General features: G+C 38.2%; 21 protein-coding genes. 4 read left to right on the top strand and 17 right to left on the bottom strand.

Features of this window, described 5'->3' with window-relative positions; genetic code table 11:
• Positions 1–57: 57 nt before the first annotated feature.
• Positions 58–534 carry a 2,4'-dihydroxyacetophenone dioxygenase family protein gene (locus RCG22_RS06050; protein WP_308106162.1) on the bottom strand — a complete coding sequence of 159 codons (477 nt, stop codon included), beginning with the start codon at positions 532–534 and terminating at the stop codon, positions 58–60.
• 187 nt (positions 535–721) lie between these two features.
• The gene (locus RCG22_RS06055) at positions 722–1,510 is read right to left on the bottom strand and encodes an SDR family NAD(P)-dependent oxidoreductase (RefSeq protein ID WP_308106163.1); all 789 of its coding nucleotides are present in this window, start codon (positions 1,508–1,510) and stop codon (positions 722–724) included.
• A gap of 143 nt (positions 1,511–1,653) precedes the next feature.
• Here RCG22_RS06055 and RCG22_RS06060 point away from each other — a divergent pair, with 143 nt between their 5' ends.
• A complete protein-coding gene (locus RCG22_RS06060; RefSeq protein ID WP_308106164.1) occupies positions 1,654–2,559 on the top strand; it encodes a LysR family transcriptional regulator in 906 nt (301 codons plus the stop codon).
• Positions 2,560–2,658: 99 nt separating this feature from the next.
• Here the strand turns inward: RCG22_RS06060 and RCG22_RS06065 are convergent, their stop codons facing one another.
• From RCG22_RS06065 to RCG22_RS06085, 5 genes are all read right to left on the bottom strand, one after another.
• Positions 2,659–3,339 carry a 3-oxoacid CoA-transferase subunit B gene (locus RCG22_RS06065; RefSeq protein ID WP_308106165.1) on the bottom strand — a complete coding sequence of 227 codons (681 nt, stop codon included), beginning with the start codon at positions 3,337–3,339 and terminating at the stop codon, positions 2,659–2,661.
• 61 nt (positions 3,340–3,400) lie between these two features.
• Positions 3,401–4,105, bottom strand: coding sequence for a CoA transferase subunit A (locus RCG22_RS06070; protein WP_308106166.1), 705 nt, complete (start codon positions 4,103–4,105; stop codon positions 3,401–3,403).
• Between the two features lie 225 nt (positions 4,106–4,330).
• Complete coding sequence (locus RCG22_RS06075) at positions 4,331–4,483, bottom strand: hypothetical protein (protein WP_308106167.1); 153 nt, start codon at positions 4,481–4,483, stop codon at positions 4,331–4,333.
• Between the two features lie 35 nt (positions 4,484–4,518).
• Positions 4,519–5,808 (bottom strand): MFS transporter, encoded by a 1,290-nt coding sequence (locus RCG22_RS06080; protein ID WP_308106168.1) that lies wholly within the window; start codon positions 5,806–5,808, stop codon positions 4,519–4,521.
• Between the two features lie 64 nt (positions 5,809–5,872).
• Entirely contained in the window at positions 5,873–6,976 is a 1,104-nt protein-coding gene (locus RCG22_RS06085) for a TauD/TfdA family dioxygenase (RefSeq protein ID WP_308106169.1), read from the bottom strand.
• A gap of 382 nt (positions 6,977–7,358) precedes the next feature.
• Here RCG22_RS06085 and RCG22_RS06090 point away from each other — a divergent pair, with 382 nt between their 5' ends.
• Positions 7,359–8,132: an SDR family NAD(P)-dependent oxidoreductase gene (locus RCG22_RS06090; protein ID WP_308106170.1), complete on the top strand. Its 774-nt coding sequence runs from the start codon at positions 7,359–7,361 to the stop codon at positions 8,130–8,132.
• A gap of 113 nt (positions 8,133–8,245) precedes the next feature.
• Here the strand turns inward: RCG22_RS06090 and RCG22_RS06095 are convergent, their stop codons facing one another.
• The 5 genes from RCG22_RS06095 to RCG22_RS06115 all read right to left on the bottom strand — a co-directional run bounded on the left by RCG22_RS06095 (position 8,246) and on the right by RCG22_RS06115 (position 14,276).
• Positions 8,246–9,193, bottom strand: coding sequence for an alpha/beta hydrolase (locus tag RCG22_RS06095; RefSeq protein ID WP_308106171.1), 948 nt, complete (start codon positions 9,191–9,193; stop codon positions 8,246–8,248).
• Between the two features lie 170 nt (positions 9,194–9,363).
• Positions 9,364–10,362, bottom strand: coding sequence for a TauD/TfdA family dioxygenase (locus RCG22_RS06100; RefSeq protein ID WP_308106172.1), 999 nt, complete (start codon positions 10,360–10,362; stop codon positions 9,364–9,366).
• Between the two features lie 134 nt (positions 10,363–10,496).
• On the bottom strand, positions 10,497–11,552 hold the full coding sequence (locus tag RCG22_RS06105; RefSeq protein ID WP_308106173.1) for a TauD/TfdA family dioxygenase: 1,056 nt from the start codon (positions 11,550–11,552) through the stop codon (positions 10,497–10,499).
• Positions 11,553–11,585: 33 nt separating this feature from the next.
• Positions 11,586–13,100 (bottom strand): long-chain-fatty-acid--CoA ligase, encoded by a 1,515-nt coding sequence (locus RCG22_RS06110; RefSeq protein WP_308106174.1) that lies wholly within the window; start codon positions 13,098–13,100, stop codon positions 11,586–11,588.
• Between the two features lie 288 nt (positions 13,101–13,388).
• On the bottom strand, positions 13,389–14,276 hold the full coding sequence (locus RCG22_RS06115) for a LysR family transcriptional regulator (protein ID WP_308106175.1): 888 nt from the start codon (positions 14,274–14,276) through the stop codon (positions 13,389–13,391).
• A gap of 176 nt (positions 14,277–14,452) precedes the next feature.
• On the opposite strand from RCG22_RS06115, the gene RCG22_RS06120 reads away from it, so the two are divergent.
• Complete coding sequence (locus RCG22_RS06120; protein ID WP_308107100.1) at positions 14,453–15,436, top strand: YeiH family protein; 984 nt, start codon at positions 14,453–14,455, stop codon at positions 15,434–15,436.
• Positions 15,437–15,496: 60 nt separating this feature from the next.
• On the opposite strand, the gene RCG22_RS06125 is transcribed toward RCG22_RS06120, so the two are convergent.
• The 4 genes from RCG22_RS06125 to RCG22_RS06140 form a co-directional block, all read right to left on the bottom strand.
• The gene (locus tag RCG22_RS06125; protein ID WP_308106176.1) at positions 15,497–16,384 is read right to left on the bottom strand and encodes a LysR family transcriptional regulator; all 888 of its coding nucleotides are present in this window, start codon (positions 16,382–16,384) and stop codon (positions 15,497–15,499) included.
• 176 nt (positions 16,385–16,560) lie between these two features.
• Positions 16,561–17,670, bottom strand: a complete 1,110-nt coding sequence (locus tag RCG22_RS06130) for a Ger(x)C family spore germination protein (RefSeq protein WP_308106177.1) — start codon at positions 17,668–17,670, stop codon at positions 16,561–16,563.
• On the bottom strand, positions 17,667–18,767 hold the full coding sequence (locus RCG22_RS06135; RefSeq protein ID WP_308106178.1) for a GerAB/ArcD/ProY family transporter: 1,101 nt from the start codon (positions 18,765–18,767) through the stop codon (positions 17,667–17,669). Before RCG22_RS06135 ends, RCG22_RS06130 begins: the two co-directional genes overlap by 4 nt.
• Positions 18,764–20,203 carry a spore germination protein gene (locus RCG22_RS06140; protein ID WP_308106179.1) on the bottom strand — a complete coding sequence of 480 codons (1,440 nt, stop codon included), beginning with the start codon at positions 20,201–20,203 and terminating at the stop codon, positions 18,764–18,766. The genes RCG22_RS06135 and RCG22_RS06140 overlap by 4 nt, the downstream gene beginning before the upstream one ends.
• A gap of 267 nt (positions 20,204–20,470) precedes the next feature.
• On the opposite strand from RCG22_RS06140, the gene RCG22_RS06145 reads away from it, so the two are divergent.
• Complete coding sequence (locus RCG22_RS06145; RefSeq protein WP_308106180.1) at positions 20,471–20,599, top strand: hypothetical protein; 129 nt, start codon at positions 20,471–20,473, stop codon at positions 20,597–20,599.
• A gap of 38 nt (positions 20,600–20,637) precedes the next feature.
• Here the strand turns inward: RCG22_RS06145 and RCG22_RS06150 are convergent, their stop codons facing one another.
• Positions 20,638–21,408, bottom strand: a complete 771-nt coding sequence (locus RCG22_RS06150) for a M15 family metallopeptidase (protein ID WP_308106181.1) — start codon at positions 21,406–21,408, stop codon at positions 20,638–20,640.
• Positions 21,409–21,571 lie beyond the last annotated feature (163 nt).

The raw sequence follows: 21,571 nt of genomic DNA on the forward strand, positions 1-21,571 counted from the left end.
AAGAAGCCTCTTCGTCACTTAGACACCGGGCTTCTCTATTTATTACAGATTTATTTATTAAAACGCAGTTACATTAGCGGGTTCAATTCCTTCAGCCTCGCAATAGTCAAGGTATCTTTTCAGGAATGATTCCCAATTATCTCGTGCAAGAATTTCTCCATTTTCACCGATATAGTCTAATGTTCCTTCCACAATATTGAAGGTAATAACGTCTTCATCCCCTACAGCCGTAGGTGTATGTGTGGAGCCGGCAGGTTCAAAAACCATGTCGCCAGGTTTGGAGATCCAATCCTCCTCGAGATATCTCCAAGACCCTTGTACGGTATAAACAATAACTTGTCCAGGATGAAAATGGGCCGGTAGCTGCATTTTCGCAGGTACATATAATAAGGTAATATTCTGTCCTGTCACAGGGTTGGCTTTAAGCAATTTAAATTTCGCATCTCCGAAATAAGGAACCCAAGGCAATTCATCTACATTAACATTACCAGCATGATATGCTACTGCTTGTTGGACATTTTTTACGTTACTCACTAAAATCCCCTCTTCCAATGTTTGTTTTTTAAATTCGCACGCTGTTAACGCTTACATTAGCCAGCTAATTAACTTTTTCGAATTTATTAATTTCAGTATATTTGTAATTTTCAGCTAAGTAAAATTGTTATTTTTAACTTGCAGTTAGGTATAATTAATTTACACAGTACAGTTATTTGGATGAAATTTACTTAGCCCCAAGTCCCCCATCAAGGACCAAAATTTGTCCCGTACAATAATTAGAAGCTGCTGAAGCAAAGTAAAGGAGAGCACCTACTAAATCATTGTCACTGCCTAACCTTCTAACTGGAACTTGGGAAGCAATGAAAGGTCCTGCTTTGTGTACAAGTGTTCCCGGTATGTCTGGGTTATTCATTCCAGTAGTGAAAACTCCAGGAGCAATTGAATTTACATACACTCCATGGCGGCCCCACTTAACTGCTAGATCCTTCGTTAAAGTCATAACTGCACCCTTACTTGTTGTATATCCCACAGAATCTACTGCTTCTGGGTCAACACCTTTAAAACCTATACTTGAAGAAATGTTAATGATTTTCCCGTATTCGTTATTGATCATATGTTTTCCAACTGCCTGACACATTAAGAATGTTCCTGTTACATTTGTATCAAGCATAGCTTGCCATTGTTCTAAAGGCATTTCCGCTGCAGGCGTTTCAAAAACCGTTCCGCTGCTGTTGACTAAAATATCAATTTTCCCAAAACGAGAAACCGCTTTCTCCACACCTTGAACAACAGATTCAGGATTTGTTACATCCAAGGCTAGGGCAAGTGCTTGTCCTTTTAACGCCTCGATTTCTTTCACTACTTCTTCACAAACCTCTAAACGGCGCGAACATACTACAACGTTTGCTCCGGCTTCTGCCAACGCCAGTGCCATTACACGCCCTAACCCGCTGCCGCCTCCGGTAACGATGGCTGTCTGTCCTGTTAAATCAAACAATTGATTTACTGTCATTCTAATTTTCCCCCTAAATTAAGAATATTCAAAGATTTTAAAATCTTATTGATATTAAGTATACTTATAAATTATAATTAAATAAAATTAAAGATTTTAATGTGTAAGTAAGTATTACTAATATTCAAAAAAGGGGTACAGCCATGAACATTGAACAATTACTATATATTGTTGAAGTTGCAAAATATAGTTCTCTATCTATAGCAGCACAGAATCTTCATGTGACTCAATCAACCATAAGCCAGTCCATTACTAACTTTGAAAAGGAGCTAGGGATTAAAGTTCTTAAACGATCACGTGGACACGGAGCTGTACCAACTGATGAAGGCAGAATCATATTAAAGCTTGCCTACGAAGTACAGAAAAAACTGGAGGAAATAAAAGAAGCAGCCAACCTATTGAATTCCACTGAAGTAGGAGAACTAAAAATATCTTCTTTACCCGGCTTGATGACATTTCTGGTAAAAGCTATAGCCGGATTTAGACAGGATCATCCTCACGTAAATTTAGAGATTGCCGATAAAAGTGGATCTGCTGTTATTGAAGATGTTCGACAGCATAACACTGATTTCGGACTGATTACTTATTCAAGTGACTTGAATATAAACATGGAAGGAATTGCTTTTGAAGCTCTTATTGAAGGGAAGCAGAAAGTATATGTTTCTAAGCATTCTCCAGTAGCGTTTCTAGGTACCGTATCACCGAATGATATTCTTGATCAAACTCTCGTTACATATAAAGGTGAATTAATGCAGTATTTTGTTCAAGATTTCTTTAACAAATATAAGCCTATGAAAATCCTATTTACTTCAAATAATATGGATGGAGTTCTTCAAGCCATAAGTGAAAATTTGGCGATTACATTTGCTCCTGATTTCGTAATGAAAAACTATCCCCCTGTCATCAATGGTGATATCATCCCAATTGATTTGATGAATCATCCCACGGTTAATATTTCTTTAGGGTTAGTTCGATCAGAGAATAAACATTTATCTACTTTTGCCCACAAATACATACATTATCTAAAATCAGAAATACTTAATAGTTAAGACAGAAAAAAGAGAAGCAACTTCGCGTAAGTGAACGAAAAGCTTCTCTTTTTTACGAATCTATTTATACCCCCAACAGGGATTAGCAGTTTATTCCTTTTACGTGGTGATAGGAGCTTTTTGAACATACCCATTATCGGAAGTCAGATTTACGCTGATCGTAAACGAAGCCTCCGTCTTCTCTATTACTTCATCAATTGTAACACCTTCTTGAGTTTCTAGAAGAATCATTCCCACGGGTGTAAAATCAAACACAGCCAAATCAGTAATCAGGCGATGTACAACCTTTTGACCTGTCAATGGAAGGGTACAGCTTTTTTTGATCTTGGATTCATTGTACTTATTTGTGTGCTCCATAATGACCACAATTCTTTTGGCTCCATGGACAAGATCCATTGCTCCTCCCATACCTTTGATCATTTTTCCAGGGATCATCCAGTTTGCCAAGTCACCTTGTTCGGAAACCTCCATGCCGCCCAGGATGGCTAGGTCGATGTGTCCTCCTCGAATCATGGCAAAGGACTCCGCACTATCAAAGAAAGATCCACCGATCACCGCTGTAACCGTTTCTTTCCCAGCGTTTATAAGATCAGGATCCTCCATCCCTTCAACAGGATATGGCCCGATGCCAAGCAACCCATTTTCTGATTGCAATAATACATGAAATTCCCTCGGAATTTCGTTAGCGATCAGGGTTGGCATTCCAATTCCGAGATTTACGTTCATTCCATTTTGAATCTCTTGAACCGCACGATTAATGATTTTTGTCCTGGTATCCATCCTTTTATCCTCCTGAAAAATTGCCTAGTAATTTTTTGATATGTTACTATTCAAAGGTATATTAAGTCCGCATGACGGTACGGCGTTCAATTCTTTTCACATAATTCTTTCCTTCCAATATCCTTTGGACATAGATCCCAGGTGTATGGATCTCATCCGGATCAAGAGACCCCACCTCAACCATGTGCTCCACCTCGGCAATCGTAATCCTGCCGGCCGTTGCAGCGAGTGGATTAAAATTTCGCGCCGTCTTCCGGAAAACAAGATTTCCTAACGGGTCACCTTTCCATGCCTTTACGAAGGCAAAATCCCCAACAATTCCTTCTTCAAGAATATGCGGTCTACCATTAAATAATCGATGTTCTTTGCCCTCTGCAATCGGGGTACCTACGCCAGTGGGCGTATAGAATCCAGGGATCCCAGCTCCGCCTGCCCGAATTCTTTCTGCCAAAGTACCCTGGGGAACAAGCTCTACTTCCAATTCTCCACTTAAAAATTGTTTTTCAAAGATTTTGTTCTCACCCACATAGCTTGCCACCATTTTCTTAATCTGCTTATTGGCAAGAAGAAGACCCAGACCCCAATCATCCACTCCACAATTGTTACTTACAATCGTTAAGTCTTTAGTTCCCTTTTCCCGTAACGCCAGAATCAGATACTCAGGTATTCCCGATAAACCAAACCCACCAACAATGATGGTCGCACCATCTTGAATATCTTGAATCGCTTCATTAAAATCTGTGATTATCTTTTCTTGTCCAGCCAATATTGTCACTCCTTGCGTATTAACTTAATTTTTAGAATTTTTATTATGTTATCGATTATACTCATAAGTATTAGTTAAATAAAATTAAACATTTTAATTTATAAGTAAATATTACTTATATAAAAAAACCAAGGATCTAAAAAATAATTAAGGACCTCCAGAATTGGAGGCCCTTTTACAACTCAATTCATGTAGTCATTTTGCAAAGAGGCTTAATCCGTTGTATCATTCCACTTCAACATGGTCATCAGCGTAAGTCTCCGATATCTTATCCAGACAATTCCAGCACTTACTGCGATTTCGTTCCATAATGGCTAATTCATCATGACAATCTACACAGCGATCAATTTCAGTAACGGCGTTTAAATCTTTACACATATTTTTTTCCCTCCTGGTTCATGTAGAAATGTTTGTTAAATTATCACTTGTTCCTCTGCTTTTATCGTAGTGTCAGTCTGCTTCGCGGGACGTACCATTGTCCAAAACAGTAATCCGAAAACAAACATTACCAAAGAAGTTACTTGAAAACCATATCCATACCCAATGGCCTCAGTTCCTGCATATTGGATAAGATACCCGAAAACAAGCGGTGCGATGATACTTGTTGAACTTGAAAGAGCAACGTATGTCCCTTGTGCTTTTCCAATGTTTTTAGTTGAAAAGAAATCCATCAACATCGCGGGTGCGAGTGTAAGAATAACAATTCCAAAACCTGGAGCAAGTATAAAGAACACTATGGAGATAGCACTTGAGCTCATGCTATTGGCAAGATATAAACAAATAGATGATAGCACCATCGTAATACCAGCAACATTTATTCGGGCTTTACGAATATCTCCTGTTTTGCGATAAAGCCGGTCTGAAATCAAGGCAAATACAATTTGGCAAATAGCAGCGAAAAGAAACGGTAAAGACACGGCCAGTTTTAATGTTTTTCCATCAAAATGTTGAATTTTGGTAAAGTAAGCAGGAAACCATACGGCTTGAACTGACAATAACCAATAGGCACAACCTGCACATAAAACAGTAAAAATGAAATTTTTAGAAAAAAGGTGCGGAAGAAATTGACGCCAAGAAACCTTTGATTGGATTACTGAGTCCTTATCCTCTTGCTCAATTGTAGGCAACCCTATTTCTTTTGGATTTTCTTTTCCGAAAATCAGCCATAAAACCAGCACAATGAGTCCAACAATTCCCATTGCTATAAAAGCAGATCTCCATCCATATCGACTGATCAAGGTGATTAATAATGGAGAAGCAATTGCAGGCCCAATTGTTGCCCCAAAGAGTACAGCGCCAAAGCCTATTCCGTGTCTGTGTTTAGGGAACCATTTTCCTATTAATGAAGTTGATATAGCAACGGCAGGTCCTTCACCTGCTCCCAAGATCATTCTTGTCATCACTAACAAAGACAAACTGGAAATAAAAGGTGTGGTAAATTGAACCACCAACCATATAAACGAGATCCAGGTAAACATTTTTTTCGTGTTTTTGGAATCGGCCATGCCTCCAATAATGAAAGAGGAAAAGGTAAAGAACCAAAAGAAGGAACTTCCAACCACTCCCCATTGTGAAGGACTTAAATGTAACTCATTCATTAAAGGAACGGAAACCAAACCAATGATAATTTTGTCAACTTGGTTAACCATACCGGAAGCAACTAGAATTAATAATATAATCCAAGAATATTTTGGTGTCTTCAATTTAATAATCTCCCCTTCACATGAAACAATTGGTGATTTTTTCGAAACGTTTTATAAAAGGAAATCATACTTGGTTATTATCACAACTACACTCCCGATCATTCATAAACCAATAACTCATTTTTTCAGCAATACCGCTAGCTGTTTTTTCACGTACGGGAATACCACCGCGCCCAGGTTTACCGGTTTTCTCATCAATAAACATAGCAAAATCGGGCGCGATTTCTCTTCCATTTGGCATCGTAAGCCACAATCTTAATAAATGACGTTTGCGTTCCGGTTCTTTGTAATCTTCATAGACAGTACGAGAATGAAGAACGGTATAATTATTTACAAATTGCATATCACCCGGTTCCAACATCATATCGATATGCATGTTTTCATCATGAAGGAGAGAATCCATTAAGTCATATGCTTCTATTTCAACCTTTGACAAATGGATACCTGTTTTAGCTTGGGCTGATTCGACATATCCGCGATTATATCGGCAGCTTAGTTTACCTTTGTAATAACTAAAGACTGGTGATGAATATACTGGAGATTCACCAGGAGATTCCTCACCGCGGCGATCTAAGAAGTATGGTCGATAGAGAATTCCAAGATACTCTGGGTACCTCTCGAGAATTTCATTATAAACAGCAATCGAACTCACGATACTGCTGAACCCACCTGATTTAGCTTTTTGAAGACTTAATAATCCGACTACGTCAGATCCATCCGGATGAAAGGGAAGATGTGCGTTCGTTTGGTAACCGCGTACATTTGAATCATTAATGTCGAGACCTTGGTCAATGACATGCCCTAAAAGATCACCTTTTGCATTTTGCGTCACGGGGAAACCCATATGTACTCCGAGGCCCCAATATATGATGCTCGCTTCTTCATCTGTATACCTATCCATTGGTAATCCACGAATGAGTAGAAAACCTCTTCCATTTTCCAACTCTTCAACGAAGTAAGCGATTTCATTTGAAAGATCAGGAATTGGGAAGTCGTCCTTGTTAAAATCAGGTGCCTTTAACCCCTTTTGTTTTACATGAAATAGTGCATTCTCAAGAGCTGAAATTGTTTGCTCTGACAAATAATAAATCCATGTATCATCTTTAGCTAGATCAATACCTTTCCAAGCTACTGGTCCTTGAATTTTTTCCTTTAATATGGACGGCATAGATACTCTCCTTTTTTTTTATTGCAATCCCTTTTTCAGACAATTATTACTTATTAAATGATGTCCCCCCTTTATTTACCTAGAATCGATTAAATAACATTGTGACAGTACTAATAGTAATTACGTTAATTATATTCATAATTTTCAGTGAAATAAAGTTAAAATATTTAATTTGAAAGTAAATATTACTAATATACAAGAAATAGTACTACCATGTACATTAGAAAATAACGTTAATACAGTATATTAGTACAACTTAATTACAGATTAATATCTTTAATTTTATATAATTATTATTTATAGGTAGAATCAAGTATAGAAATGAGTTAATATTCAAAAAAATCATTGTTTGAGTGATGAAATAGAAACAGGAGGAAGTATTATGGACTTAAAGTTATCTGGAAAAAAAGCGCTAATAATTGGAGGAAGCCGGGGGATTGGTAAAGCCGTTGCCCGCCAGTTGGCTCTGGAAGGTGTAGATTGTACGATTTGTTCTAGAAACGAATCATCACTAAAAATCACTGCAGCGGAATTAGCCCAAGAAACAAAAAGAAATATCTATCCGATCGTGGCAGATACCACTGATCTTGACTCTATCCTAAATTTAGTTGAAAAATCAGCGGCAGCGATGGGAAGCATTGATATTTTAATCAACAGTGGAGCCCGTGTTGGCGGCCATGAGCCAGAGGATTTTCATAGTATTAAAGATGAACTTATTTTGAAAGATTTTGAAGAAAAGTATATGGGCTATTTTCGTTGTATCCGAGCTGTTGCACCATATATGATTGAAAATAATTGGGGGCGTATCATCAATATAAGTGGTCTGGCTGCCAGAATTGGCGGTAATTATTTTAGTTCCGGTCCGCGTAATGCATCTGTTGTCCATATGACAAAATCCGCGTCATTGGAATTAGGAAAGCATGGAATTAACGTTAATGCTCTTTACCCAGGGATTGTAGATACGGAAACGTTTCGAGGCCGTGTCACTAGTGAGGAGGCTATACGCCAGGTAGAATCACTAAATTCCCTCGGCCGCTTGATTACAGCAGAGGAAATTGCCAATGTCGTTACCTTTCTAGCCTCACCTTTGGCGGCATCGATTACTGGGGATGTCATTTCAGTAACTGGAGGTATTGGAAATACAGTTTATTACTAAAATGCCAGATTAATATTATACCTTAATAGTAGATTACAAAAAAATAAAAAGGGTTATATTAATAACAAGCCTCACTAAAATGTGAGGCTCGTTTAATTTAGCATGGTTTAATTTTAATCTGTCCCTACTGTATATTTAGCGGTACTCAAGAACTTATCGATCCTAGATACAGTTGATTCAATGTTCTTAGAGAAAATAGCCATGTGTGCAAAAAAACCGTGTACCATACCCGGTTCACATGCATATTCCACGTTTACACCAAATTTCTCCAGAAGTTCAGCATAAGCCCTTCCTTCATCCCGAAGCACATCATTTTCCGCAGTAATCACAATTGCTGGCGGAAGACCACTTAAATCTTTAGCAACCAAGGGGGAAGCGTACACATTACACCTGTCCTCCTCATTCCTCAAATAGTGATCACGGAACCAAACCAGCTGTTCGCGATCCAAACCAAATCCTTTTGCAAATATTTGATGGGATTCCGTATTGAATAGAAGGTTTGTAGGAGGATAGATCAAGACCTGTGCAGTAATGTTGGGACCTTTTCTATCTCTTGCCATCATGGTAACCACTGTCGCTAGATTTCCACCTACGCTATCCCCTCCAACTGCCAACCTAGAAACATCTCCGTTAAAGGTGGTCCCTTTTTCATTAACCCATATCAATGCAGCATATGCGTCTTCCACTGGAGTCGGGAATTTATACTCTGGAGCAAGACGATAGTTTACGGAGACAACAATACTATCCGTTCTATTAGCGATCATTCGGCAACTGGCATCCGTCGATTCAATGTCTCCCAAGACCCATCCTCCACCATGATAGTATATAAATAGAGGGAAGGGACCCTCTCCTTCAGGGATGTATACCCTGCATTTTATTTCTTCATTTTGGCTTATCGGGATCATAATATCCTCGACCTTTGAAAGCGGATCCAATTTTACAACAGGACGTGGGGCATTTGAAAGCATTTCCCGTACTTTCATAGGATCCATTTTATTAATAGGAGGCAACTGATTAAATACCTGTAAATATTTTTCTGCTTGCGAATCTAAATTTGCCAAGAAACATCATCCTCACTTCAATTAATTTTATATAAACTCCGTTGACACCATCACATTTCCTTCATTATTAAAAAACATAAAATGGTGATTTTATTCACCCTGTCTCGTTGAATAAAATCACCACACTACTCGATATAAGGGAAAATGGTAAAAATAATAACACTAGCTTTTTATCTAGTTACAGGTGCTCCTCCAATATAAAACTCGAAATCTGGGGCAATTTTACGACCATTGGGCATCATGAGCCATAGTCTTAATAGATGGCGTTTCTTGTCATCTTCTTCGTAATCTTCAAAATGAGTCCGTGAATGAAAAACGGTATAATTATTAACGAATTGCATATCACCCGGTTCCATCATCATATCAATATGAAAGTTTTTATCATGAGTGAGGGAATCGATAAAATCAAATACTTCGATTTCCTCTTTCGACAAATAGCCACCTGTTTTCGTTTGTGCTGATTGGACATATTGGCGAATATATCTGCAGCTTAATTTACCATCGTAATAGCTAAAAATCGGTGTTTGAACTACTGGCGATTGACCTTCTGCTTCTTCCCCGCGAAGATCATGGGCGAATGGACGATAGAGAATTTCAAGGTATTCTGGGTGCTTTTCCAGAATTTCATTATAGATAGCCATCGCACTTGCGATACTGCTTAAACCGCCAGATTTCGCTTTCTGAAGACAAAGTAAACCGACTACATCAGCGAGATCTGTGTGATAGTCAAGATGTACATTCGTTTGGTAACCACGAACTTTTGTATTATCATTAAAGTCTTTACCAACGTTTTTGATATGCCCTAGGAGCTCCCCGTTTTTGCTTTGGACTATTGGTAAGCCCAAGTGAAGTCCGAGACCCCAGTAAATAATGCTCGCTTCTTCTTCCGTATATCGTTCCATCGGCAATCCACGAATCAATAGAAAACCTCTGCCATTCTCAAGTTCATCAACAAAGTAAGTGATTTCGTCAGCAAGATCAGGAATCGGGAAATCCTGCTTTTGAAAATCAGGCGCTTTTAACCCCAATTGTTGAACATGTAATATGGCCTTATCAAGAGATGCAATCGTTTTTTCAGACAAATAATAAATCCATGAATCATCTTTTGCTAGATCAGTACCTTTCCACGCAGAACGCCCTTGGATTTTTTCATTTAAAATGATCGACATAAATAATCCTCCTTTATTAATTTGATTATTCTATTAATCTGAATGACTCTCTCACTTTTACTATATAAGGAACACCTTTTCCTGAAATCTGAAAAGGTGTTCCCACTAGTTTTAACAGAACTATTGATGCACAATTACTTTAAGGTTTCAACAATACCGCCAGCTGTTTTATTACGAGGAGGTACACCTCCGCGACCCGGTTTTCCCGTATTCTCATCAATAAACATCGCAAAATCGGGGGAAATTTCCCGGCCATTTGGCATCGTGAGCCACAATCTTAATAAATGACGTTTTCGATTCAGTTCTTCATAGTCTTCATATTGAGTACGTGAGTGAAGAACCGTATAATTATTAACGAATTGCATATCGCCTTCCTCCAGCAGCATATTATAATGCAACTTTTCATCATGAAGGAGTGTATCCAGTAAATCTAATGCTTCAATTTCAACCTTCGACAGATGGATACCTGTTTTCGCTTGTGCTGATTCGATAAATAAACGGACATATCGGCAGCTCAATTTTCCATCATAGTAACTAAAGATTGGTGATGTAAATACTGGAGATTCTCCTGGCGCTTCCTCTCCACGACGATCAAAGTTGAATGGACGACAGAGAATTCCTAAATATTCTGGGTTCTTCTCCAAAATTTCATTATAAACAGCCATCGAGCTTATAATGCTGCTGTAACCTCCGGATTTCCCTTTTCGCAGGCTTAACAATCCAACTACGTCAGATCCATCAGCGTGAAAAGGAAGATGCAGTTTTGTTTGGTAACCGCGTACATTTGAATTTTCCAAGCTAAGACCTTGATCCCTAACGTGACCTAAAAGATCACCATTAGCATTTTGCGATACCGGTGTGCCCATATGAAGGCCGAGACCCCAGTAAATGATACTGGCTTCTTCATCTGTATACCTTTCCATTGGTAATCCGCGAATTAATAGGAACCCTCTCCCATTCTCAAGCTCTTCAACAAAGTAATCGATTTCATCTAAGAGATCTGAAATCGGGAAGTCCTCCTTGTTAAACTCAGGTGCCTTTAAACCCTTTTGTTTGACATGTGCTAAAGCGTTCTCAAGTGAAGCAATCGTTTTTTCGGTCAAATAATAAACCCATGATTCATCTTTAGCCAGGTCAGTGCCTTTCCAAGCTACTGGCCCTTTAACTTTTTCCTTTAAAATGGTTGACATAATTAATCCCCCTTTAATAATTTAGTTAGTTTCTTACTTTACTTCAGTCAATTCTCTTAACTCTCTGCGCAAAATCTTCCCTGTTGAGTTCTTTGGCAGCTCTTTAAAAAATTCTACTTGTTTAGGAAGCTTGTACTTTACCAGTTTATCCTGACAGAATTGGATAATGTCATTTATGGTGATCTGCTCATCCCTAACGACAACATAAGCTTTTACGTTTTCCCCGTAGTCTCCATCAGGTACTCCAATTACCGCCGCCTCGACCACGTCAGGATGCTGGTAAAGGACTTCCTCCACTTCACGAGGATATACATTGTATCCACCAACTAAAATAAGATCCTTCTTGCGGTCAACAATGAAGATGTATCCATCTTCATCCATTGTTGCTAGATCTCCGGTGTAAAACCACCCATCTTTAAATGCATCTGATGTAGCTTCCGGCAGCCCCAAATATCCCCTCATTACATTAGGTCCTTGAACAACTAATTCTCCGACTACACCTCTCGGCAATACTTTTCCGTTCTCATCTACCACTTTGCTTCTCACAGCTGGTATGTTCAGCCCGATAGAGCCTGGTTTACGGATTCCCTTTAAAGGATTGATTGAGACAAGAGGAGCCGTTTCTGAAAGTCCATACCCTTCCAGGATACAAACGTTAAATTTATTTTCAAACTTATGGAGCAGGTCGACCGGAATCGATGCACCTCCAGAGATACACAAGCGAATGGACTGGAAATCCTCCGCAGTTGCTTCAGGCAATTGATTGATAAAGCTGTACATCGTAGGTACCCCAGCAAACATGGTTGCGGCCCTTTCTCGAATGGTGTTGACCACTTCATGAGGGCTGAATTTAGGTTGGATCAAAACTGTGGCCCCACAAGCAATTGGCGCATTCAGACAAACTGTCATACAGAATACATGGAACATTGGCAAAACAGCTACAACACGATCATTATCATTAAGCTCTAGCAATTTTGAAATGGAGTCCGCATTCGAAGCCATGTTCCGATGCGTTAACATCGCACCCTTAGGTTTCCCTGTTGTTCCCGATGTGTATAGAATGACTGCAAGGTTATCTGCATCAATGTAAGGGCTTCCAAAAACATTAATGCTAGTTTCCATGAGATGCTCCCATGTCCATTCTTGATTCTTAGCATCGGTATAAATGACTAGCTTTAGATTTTCCAATTGTTTCTTTACTTCTGATAACTTCGGCTCTACAGATACATGAGAAATGACCGCTTTGGCTTGACTATTGTCCAATATGTAGCTGATTTCCCCTTGGGTAAACAAAGGATTGATCGGAACAACATATGCACCTAGTCGTAAAATACCGTAGTAAGCAATGAGAAATTCAGGGCTGTTACCTAATATAAGAGCCACTCCATCACCTTTACCAATTCCATGGGCAGTCAAACCAGCAGCCAATCGCTTTACCTGTTGATTAAGTTCTTTGTAAGTAACACTTGTATCTCTATAGATATAAGCGATACTTTCTGGGAAATTACTACTACTTCTGATCAGATTTTCATTTAAATTGTAACTCATAATGATTTCCACCCCTTTTACTCACATGCAAGCAAGCTTTAGTATGCCTACTATTATGAATTTTTAAAATATTAACAAATTAAGTATACTTATAAATAAAAATTAAATAAAATTAAAATATTTAATTTGTATGTAATTGTTACTAATATAAAAAGGAGTTCAATATGGTATATGGACTTCTTCATCGTCTCCACATCAACGTGTAAATAAAAAGACAAAGCCCTGATTGAGAGGGCTTTGTCTTTTTATATCTATAATGATTTTATTAGTAAGTTAGAGCTATTCCTGCTATTGATTCTTGAGAAAATCTTCAATTAACTTAATAAATAAGTTCATCGATTTCGTATGCAGTTCAACAGATTCTGTAATAACGGAAAAATTTCTCTTTATCGGTGTCCCTTTAACATTTAATATTTGGATGGTACCAAGCAGCCTTTCTTTTTTAACCGTAAGTTCAGATAAATAACTAATACCAAGCCCCGCTTCGACAGCTTCTTTAATTAGTTGTGTGCTGCCGAATTCCATTAACCTAGTAGGACGTATTTGCAACGTTTCAAATAATTTTTCTGTTGCATCTCTTGTTCCGGAACCCTCTTCACGAACAATCCAATTCTCTTGTTCTACCTGGCTTTGTGTAACTTCCTTATTGAAATATATTGGATATTTCCCTCCTGCTACGATAAACATTTGGTCCGTTGAAACTGTTTTAATATAGATATTTCGATGAGATATCTCACCCTCTACAATTCCCACATCGATCTCATGACTTAAAATTGCTTTTGCTATATCTCTTGTGTTGCCAATCTGTACCGAAGGTGTGATATTAGGAAATTGGCCCTTCATTGTTGCAAGTATATGCGGTAAAACATATTCACCAAAGGTATAGCTGGCCCCAATTTTTAATAGACCTGTTGGCTCGTTATTTAATTCATTCACTAACATAGACATTCTTTTATATAGACCTGTTATTTCTTTAGCATGTAAATAGACAATTTCACCAGCTTTAGTGAGCTGTACATTTTTGTTTGTTCTTAAAAGCAGCTTTGTACCTATATATTTTTCTAATTGTTGAATTTGCTGGCTAACAGCAGGTTGAGTCATATGAAGCTCTTCCGCTGCTCTGGAGAAATTTCTTTTATCTGCTACAGATATAAATACTGATAATAGTTGATCCATTGAGTTTACCTACTTTATATCGTTTTTACTTATTATAACTATAATAATCATTAATTTCCCTTATTGTAAATCATTCGGTACTATAAATTTAAATAATGCAATTGAGGGGATGAAAAACATTGGAACAAAAAGCATTAATACTCACTAGTACAACTAATCATAAAAAATCTAAAAAAATTCTAAATGTATCTTTGATACTTGGAATTGGTTTTACCATAATTATTGCCATTTGTGGATTTTTATTGGCGACATTGCCAGGTGTAAATCATATTGGAGCACTTGCATGTGCCATTTTACTTGCTATGGGGTATAGACAAGTTTTTGGATACCCAGAGAAATTACGTACTGGGATACAGTTTTCATCTAAAAAATTATTAAGATTGGCCATCATTCTTTATGGTTTAAAGCTAAATATGATCATCATATTTCATCAGGGTTTCCCACTATTACTCAGAGGAGCAGTAACAATCATTTTTTCAATTGCAGTTTTGATGATACTTGCAAAATGGCTCAAAGCAGATCTTAATCTTTCTTTATTATTAAGTGTTGGAACAGGCATATGTGGTGCCGCTGCCATCGCAGCTGTTTCGCCAATTATAAAGGCAAAAGATGAGGATACGGCTATGGGGGTCGGCATCATCGCATTAGTAGGCACCGTTTTTTCAATTATCTATACGTTAATATATCCCATATTACCTATTAGTCTTGTAGATTACGGAAAGTGGGTTGGAATCAGTCTTCATGAGATCGGCCATGTTGCTTTAGCAGCTGCACCTGCTGGTCAGGATGCTCTTGCAAACGCTTTACTCGCCAAACTTGCTCGAGTGTTTCTATTAATTCCTGTTTGTTTTGTCCTTATGTTTTGGATGAAAAAGAAAGGAAAATTGGAGGGTGAAACAAAATTCGAGTTTCCATGGTTTTTAATCGGTTTTATCGTAATGAGTTTTGTGGGGAGTTATATTATCGGAAATGAGTTTGTAGTATCAAAAAAACACATGTCAGATATTGCAACTTTCACATCATTTATTTTAACGATGTCTATGACCGGCTTAGGATTAAATATTAGCATAAAAGAATTACGCACGAAAGCAATCCGTCCACTTATTGCTATTATCATTACATCTATTCTTTTATCGTTTCTAACGTACGCCTTTTTATAATTAACCAAATAATCTTATTCATAGATTTTTATGGTTAGGTGGAGTAAATGCTCCACCTATTTATAAGTTTTTTACTAAGTAATTAATAAATTCCTTTGCTACCTTTGTTAAACCTTTTGTTTCTAAATATATAAGCCAGAAATCAATTGGAAAATAATTTTCTTCCCTTAGAGGGATAATTTTAATTTCTCCATTTTTAACCATTTGGCTATAGTTAATAGAAAAATCATGCAAAAATAAAACGGCCTGACTTTCTTTTATCAACTCAAAAAGTAGGCTGCTGCTATTCGATCTAATTAAAACTTGATGGGGGTTCAGTTTTATTAATTTTAATATCTTTTTATAATCCGATGAATTATATAAAACAAATTTTGAATTCTCTAAATCATTAAGAGTTACATAATCAAAAGAATAATAAGGTGAATTTTTACCAACCGCTATACATATGTGACCCTCATGAATATGTTCAAAACAAATATTTTTTTCTTTTTTTAATTCATCTATAGATGCATGTATTAAAGCCAAGTCATAGTTTTCTTTGTTGAAATTCTGAATAATATCTGTAGGGTTTTGCTCTACAAATTCGAATGTAATATCAGGATTTCTTGAATTAAACTTAACCATTGTTTCTTGAATTAGATAAGAAAAGGTGGGCGCTGTAATAATTTTCAAATGAGTTTGATTACTATTTTTATAATCATAAATTTCTTTGTTCAGTTCTTTAATGGTCTTAAGTAAAGCGATAGCTTTGGAAATAACTATTTTACCTTCAAAAGTAGGAGTAACTCCTTGTTTTGATCGGTTAAAGACTTTTATACCAAGCTCATTTTCTAGCTGTGTTATTGATTGACTCATCCCGGAAGGAGATATAAATAATTTTTCTGCTGCTTTTGTAATTGACATCTCATTTGCAACATTGACAATATACTCCATTTGTTCAAAATTCATTTTATCACCTCAACTTCAGCTGATCCGATGCACATTAAGATCTATGAAACCATTTTACATTTGATTCTTCTTCTCCTCCAGACACAGTTATTCTGTAAGGATTTTCTCAAAAAATAAATAATTTTGGTCATTCATTGGACGCGTTCTCCAATCTGAGTACGCGTCCAACCAAGCTATTATTCTTCCGAGTTAAGGATCTGCACATCGAAGTTCGGTTCGATCGACATATCCGGAAAGTCTTTTCGCCAATTTAATGACTTCCAAATGTTCGGATGATATGCTTTTAATTCCATTCCAATGCCGAGAATGTCGCAATTCGCTTTTTGCAAAGTCTCTATCATCGCTGCCGCTTTTTCTTCCAGGTGTTTACTCAGTTCTTTTTCCATTCGATTAACGTAATCAGCCTTAAGCATATGAACTGACTTGCCAAGTCCGAATACATTAATTCGCAATCGGACTCCGATAGTAACTTTCGGCAATCCTCTTGATTCAGGATGTACTGATATCTTTGAATTCCCTTTTTTGACGGAAAACCCATATTCGATGTGCCGTCCCTCACCGTTTTCCGACATCTGTCCGGTATATCTTTGCCTCCCTTTGCCCTTCCCTAATAACAGCATAGACATCTGGACTTGTTCTTTGCTGAGACTCACCCCTGTATTCTTACCTTGACGGAATAATAGAGCGCCGCTTAATTCCATTCCCGAATTGAACTTTTTCAACACAGGCAATGCGATACCTTCCAATGGTTCTTCACGGGACAGAATAAAACGCATCATAGAAACGGTGGGCATCATTCCGTTCCTTTCCGAGGATAAAATAAACTCATTTAGATTTTTCGTAAAATCTTTATTATTTTCCGATTGAGTTTTCAAAAGCTTTGAAACGTTCCCGTCAAATACAATTACGGGGGTGTTGACCGACGAATAGGGGGTGTTAAGTAAAAAAGTAAGTGTTGAAACAGGATTTTGCGCAGCAAACCTCTTGCTTATCATATAGATTCTCGTGTTGATCCCTAAGAAAGGAGAGCGATCGGTGTAGTCTCCTTGACCGACTGCTTCAATTAAACTAGGTTCTCTGATTTCCGTCATTTGCAAATTCGGCTCCCCTTCTCCTTGGCCCGAATTTTTGAGCTTGGTGACAATAATAGAGAGTTTTACGTCCCCACTCTCCTTGTCCAAATCCAACCCGGCAATGTCCACCAGTTGAAGATTACGCAGCAGTAATCGATCCCAACAACCGGTCAAGAGCAGTAACGACAAAATTCCAATTGCGGCTTTTTTCATACTCCCGCCGCCTTTCCCCGTGCCAAAGAAATGAGAAGCAGAATTGTCGGCACAATGGCAATCATAATACCAGTAACAATATTATGATAGTCTAATATTCGGGACTGCAATTGCCGGTCGGAGCACCATAATCCGGCCCCGAAGCAAACGATTGCAAGAATCCATACCAAAAGAGAATGGTTGCGGATTTCCTTACCTCTGATGAACGCCAAATGACGTGCGGCTATAAACAAATAAACATACTGCGTTACCAAAACCACAGATAGCCAAATCGTCATAAATAGAATATCGAGACTATGAACGATTGGCCAATTGAATACACGGAGAATGAACACCATCGGCTCCGGGATGGACTTCAATTGATTTTCGCTGAAGTTGGACGTAACAAGGACTGTTATCAACAGGTAAAAAAAGGTCGTAAATCCATTGGCAGCCGAAATTGCCATTAAGATATCCTTCTTCTTACGGGATCTTACAAATGGGAAAACGTACATGAGATGCTCATATCCCGAGTACAACCAAAACGAAGGGAGAGCACCCTTAATAATCGGTCCAATCCCGTGAGTGCCTATTGGCAGTATATGACGGAAATCAATTTCTTTTGAAAGTCCACTTATCAATACGATCACAAAACATATCAGAAACATAAGCATAATCATCTGCGTAATGGTAGCCATTGACCGTAGGGTAGATGAAGCGATATACGCTCCAATTGTGAAAGATACTCCGATTAACACAGACCAGGGAGTCTCAAATAACACCCAGCGGTTGATGACATCAGTATACGTGATAATAACCATAAGACCATTTTGTGCGAAGTAGACTGCAAACAAGAAGTTTAAGACCGATCCTAACGGCTTTCCAACAATTGTAGAAATATACTGGGGCAACGGCCGATCCGCATATCTCTTTCCAAGTTGATAGATGATCAGGATGACCGCTTGAGCAATCACTCCCCCGATCAATATGGACATCCACGAGTCGTTTCCCGAGTCACGGATTTGTGCATAAGGAACCGTTAAAACACTAACGCCGACTTGGGTCAGAATAACAAGGCAGATAAGTTGGTTGATAGAGATTTTTTCTAAGTGTATCATTTAGTCCCTTCCCTTCGGCCACTAATTCTGATTTCATCCTTTGCCAAGCTTTCCATCGGGCGTTTTTTCAAACTCCTAATTGGTCCTCTGAACCATGTATCCTTGATGGTATCGCCTCTAATCCCCGAGTAAAAGTACGGTATGCCCATCGTGTTTAAACGGGCCAAATGCGTCAGCACCAAGAGTAATGAAAGCTCCAAGCCGATCAGCCCGAAAATCGAGGCCATGACAATGAACGGGTATGTCAAAAATCGAGCCGCGGTACTCATTTCGTAGGAAGGAATAATAAATGAAGCAATTCCCGTAAGCGCCACTACGATGACCATCATGTTGGAAATCAAATTAGACTCAACCACTGTGGTGCCGATAACGATAGCCCCAACCACGCCGACCGAATTGGCGATTGAGGTTGGGAGACGGACGGTTGCCTCTCGCAAAATTTCGAGTATGAACAGCATAGTTAGCGCCTCCAGTACTGGTGGCAACGAGATGTATTGCATAGAGCTTTGCAGCGTCAGTGCAACTTCGAACGGGAGAATACGTGGATCGAAGGTGACAAGGGCAACATAAATGCCAGGCAGGCTGATCGCGAAAAGAAAACTGAAAATCCGAAGAAACCGCAAGGCGCTGCCCCACAGCCAGCCAATTTGGTAATCGTCGGGGGTTTGGAAGAACGCCCAGAACGAAACCGGAAGTATCAGGCAATTTGGCGAACCGTCAGATAAAATGGCGATTTTCCCATCCATCAGGTAAGATTTTACCCGGTCCGGTCTTTCAGTAACAAGCATTTTTGGAAACAACGAGAATTTTTTGTCTTCAATCATTTCTTGAATAAACCCGGGCGCTTCGACGTAATCAATGTCAATGCTTTTTATCCTGCGTTCAAACTCCTTTAAGACATTTTCGTTGGCTAGGGACCGTAGGTAAAGTACGCCAACTTTTGTATTCGACCTGCGGCCAACCTGATAGTACATTATAACAAGATCGGGCGACGCGATCTGCTTGCGGATCAAATTGAGATTCGTATCCAGGTTTTCGATTAACGCTTGGTTGGAACCACGCAGTGTCCGTTCGTTCAACGGAATATTTACCGCACGTTCTTTATTAAGCTCGGTTCCAAGCAAATAGAACTTAGCTTCGCCTTCAATTTGAACAATCGTCTTCCCCACGACGAGCGCTGTCGACGCTACCGTGATAAGATCGGTCTCTCCATAATCTAGGATAGAAACAGCTTCACGGACGCCAACGTCCGTTTTACCAAGCAACGGGCGGATAATGTGTTCCTGTACCACAGAAAGTTCGATCATTGTATCCAAATAAAATAGCCGAAAATGTCGGTCGCCGGCCACGAAATCACTCGATTTGAAATCTGAGCTATGAAATAGCATTTCCTGCAGCGACTTCTCGTTCTTGTCTAGGGATCGATCGGCTTTCATTAGAGGTACCTCATTTCTCCAAATCGGAAATTTTTACATATTTTACCCTGAGCTTCTTTTCCTATTCCGTTTCAAAGCTATTAAAATGAACTTTTCGCTACATCGAGTGGCACCTTTATTTTTTGGATATTTCACTTGAATGTCTTCTTAAGTATTACTTCACAAGATGATCCATTTTCCTAAATGTACTTAATATTTCGAAGAATATAGAATGTTATCTGATAGGTTGTTTCCTTAAGGGCAAATTGGCCAGGGGGGCTTTTAGTTATGTATGAGGGGAAAATCATCAAGTTTTATCGTGAAAAATACAAATTAACTCAAGAGCAATTAGGAAAAGATATATGTTCTATCACATTACTAAGAAAAAGCCATCAAATAGTAGAGGATCGTGCATAAAAAAAGCAATTCTCATTATTAGGAGAATCGCTTTTTTGTTATTTAGAAACGGATTGAATACCTAAATATTCTTCAAGTGTAATGCCGCGATATTTAATTGGTTTTGAGATATGTCCTACGTAACGAAGATGCCACGGTTCATACTTATAACCTGTAATAGGTTCTTTTCCTTTTGGGTAACGAACAATAAACCCAAAATTCGCACTGTTTTTACTTAACCAGGCCGCTTCTTTTTTGCTTCCAAAACAAGATGAAACTGCGCATATTCCATCTGCTCCGCTGACATCAATCGCTAAACCTGTTTGATGTTCACTGGTTCCCGGAATCGCACTATATGTTAGGGCTTTTTTAAATCCATCTTTTTTAACATACTTGTTAAATAATACTTTTTGTGTTGCATAAGAACGATATGCAGATACCCCGCTCAAATTAATTCCATCCTTTTTAGCAGCGGCAAACATCTTTTCTAAATCTCTTGCGGCTTCCTGCCTCATTTTACGTTTTTCAATTTTTTCTTTGAATAGAAAAGGTACTCTCGGATATACTAAATTCTTCGGCACATAAGTAATAGGTAAATAATATTTTTTATTTACTACGGAAGCTAGCGAAGTTGGATAGGGGGTTAATGTAACAGCACTTATTCTAGTTTTTCGTTTGTTATTAAGGTTCTTATCATAAGGGTTCGATATGTTCATTTGATTAAATTTGTTTTTCTTAGGTGATGATAATTCATTTGAATTTTTGTTACATCCTGTCAGACTTATTATTAAAAAGAACACCAATAAGAAACTGATGTTTATTTTAATCATGTATCTTAGCCTCCTTTACAATTACGCTTATAATGCCTTATAAAAGGAGATTTATTCTTAGAAAGAATATCGTTTTATTAAGGTATCGATATAAAATTTGAACTGAATTGAATCAACAATATAAAAGAGTCAGTCCCTCAATGCTTTACCACATTGGTGAACT

The sequence above is a fragment of the Neobacillus nitrireducens genome, from assembly GCF_030915405.1.
GTDB lineage: Bacteria > Bacillota > Bacilli > Bacillales > Cytobacillaceae > Neobacillus.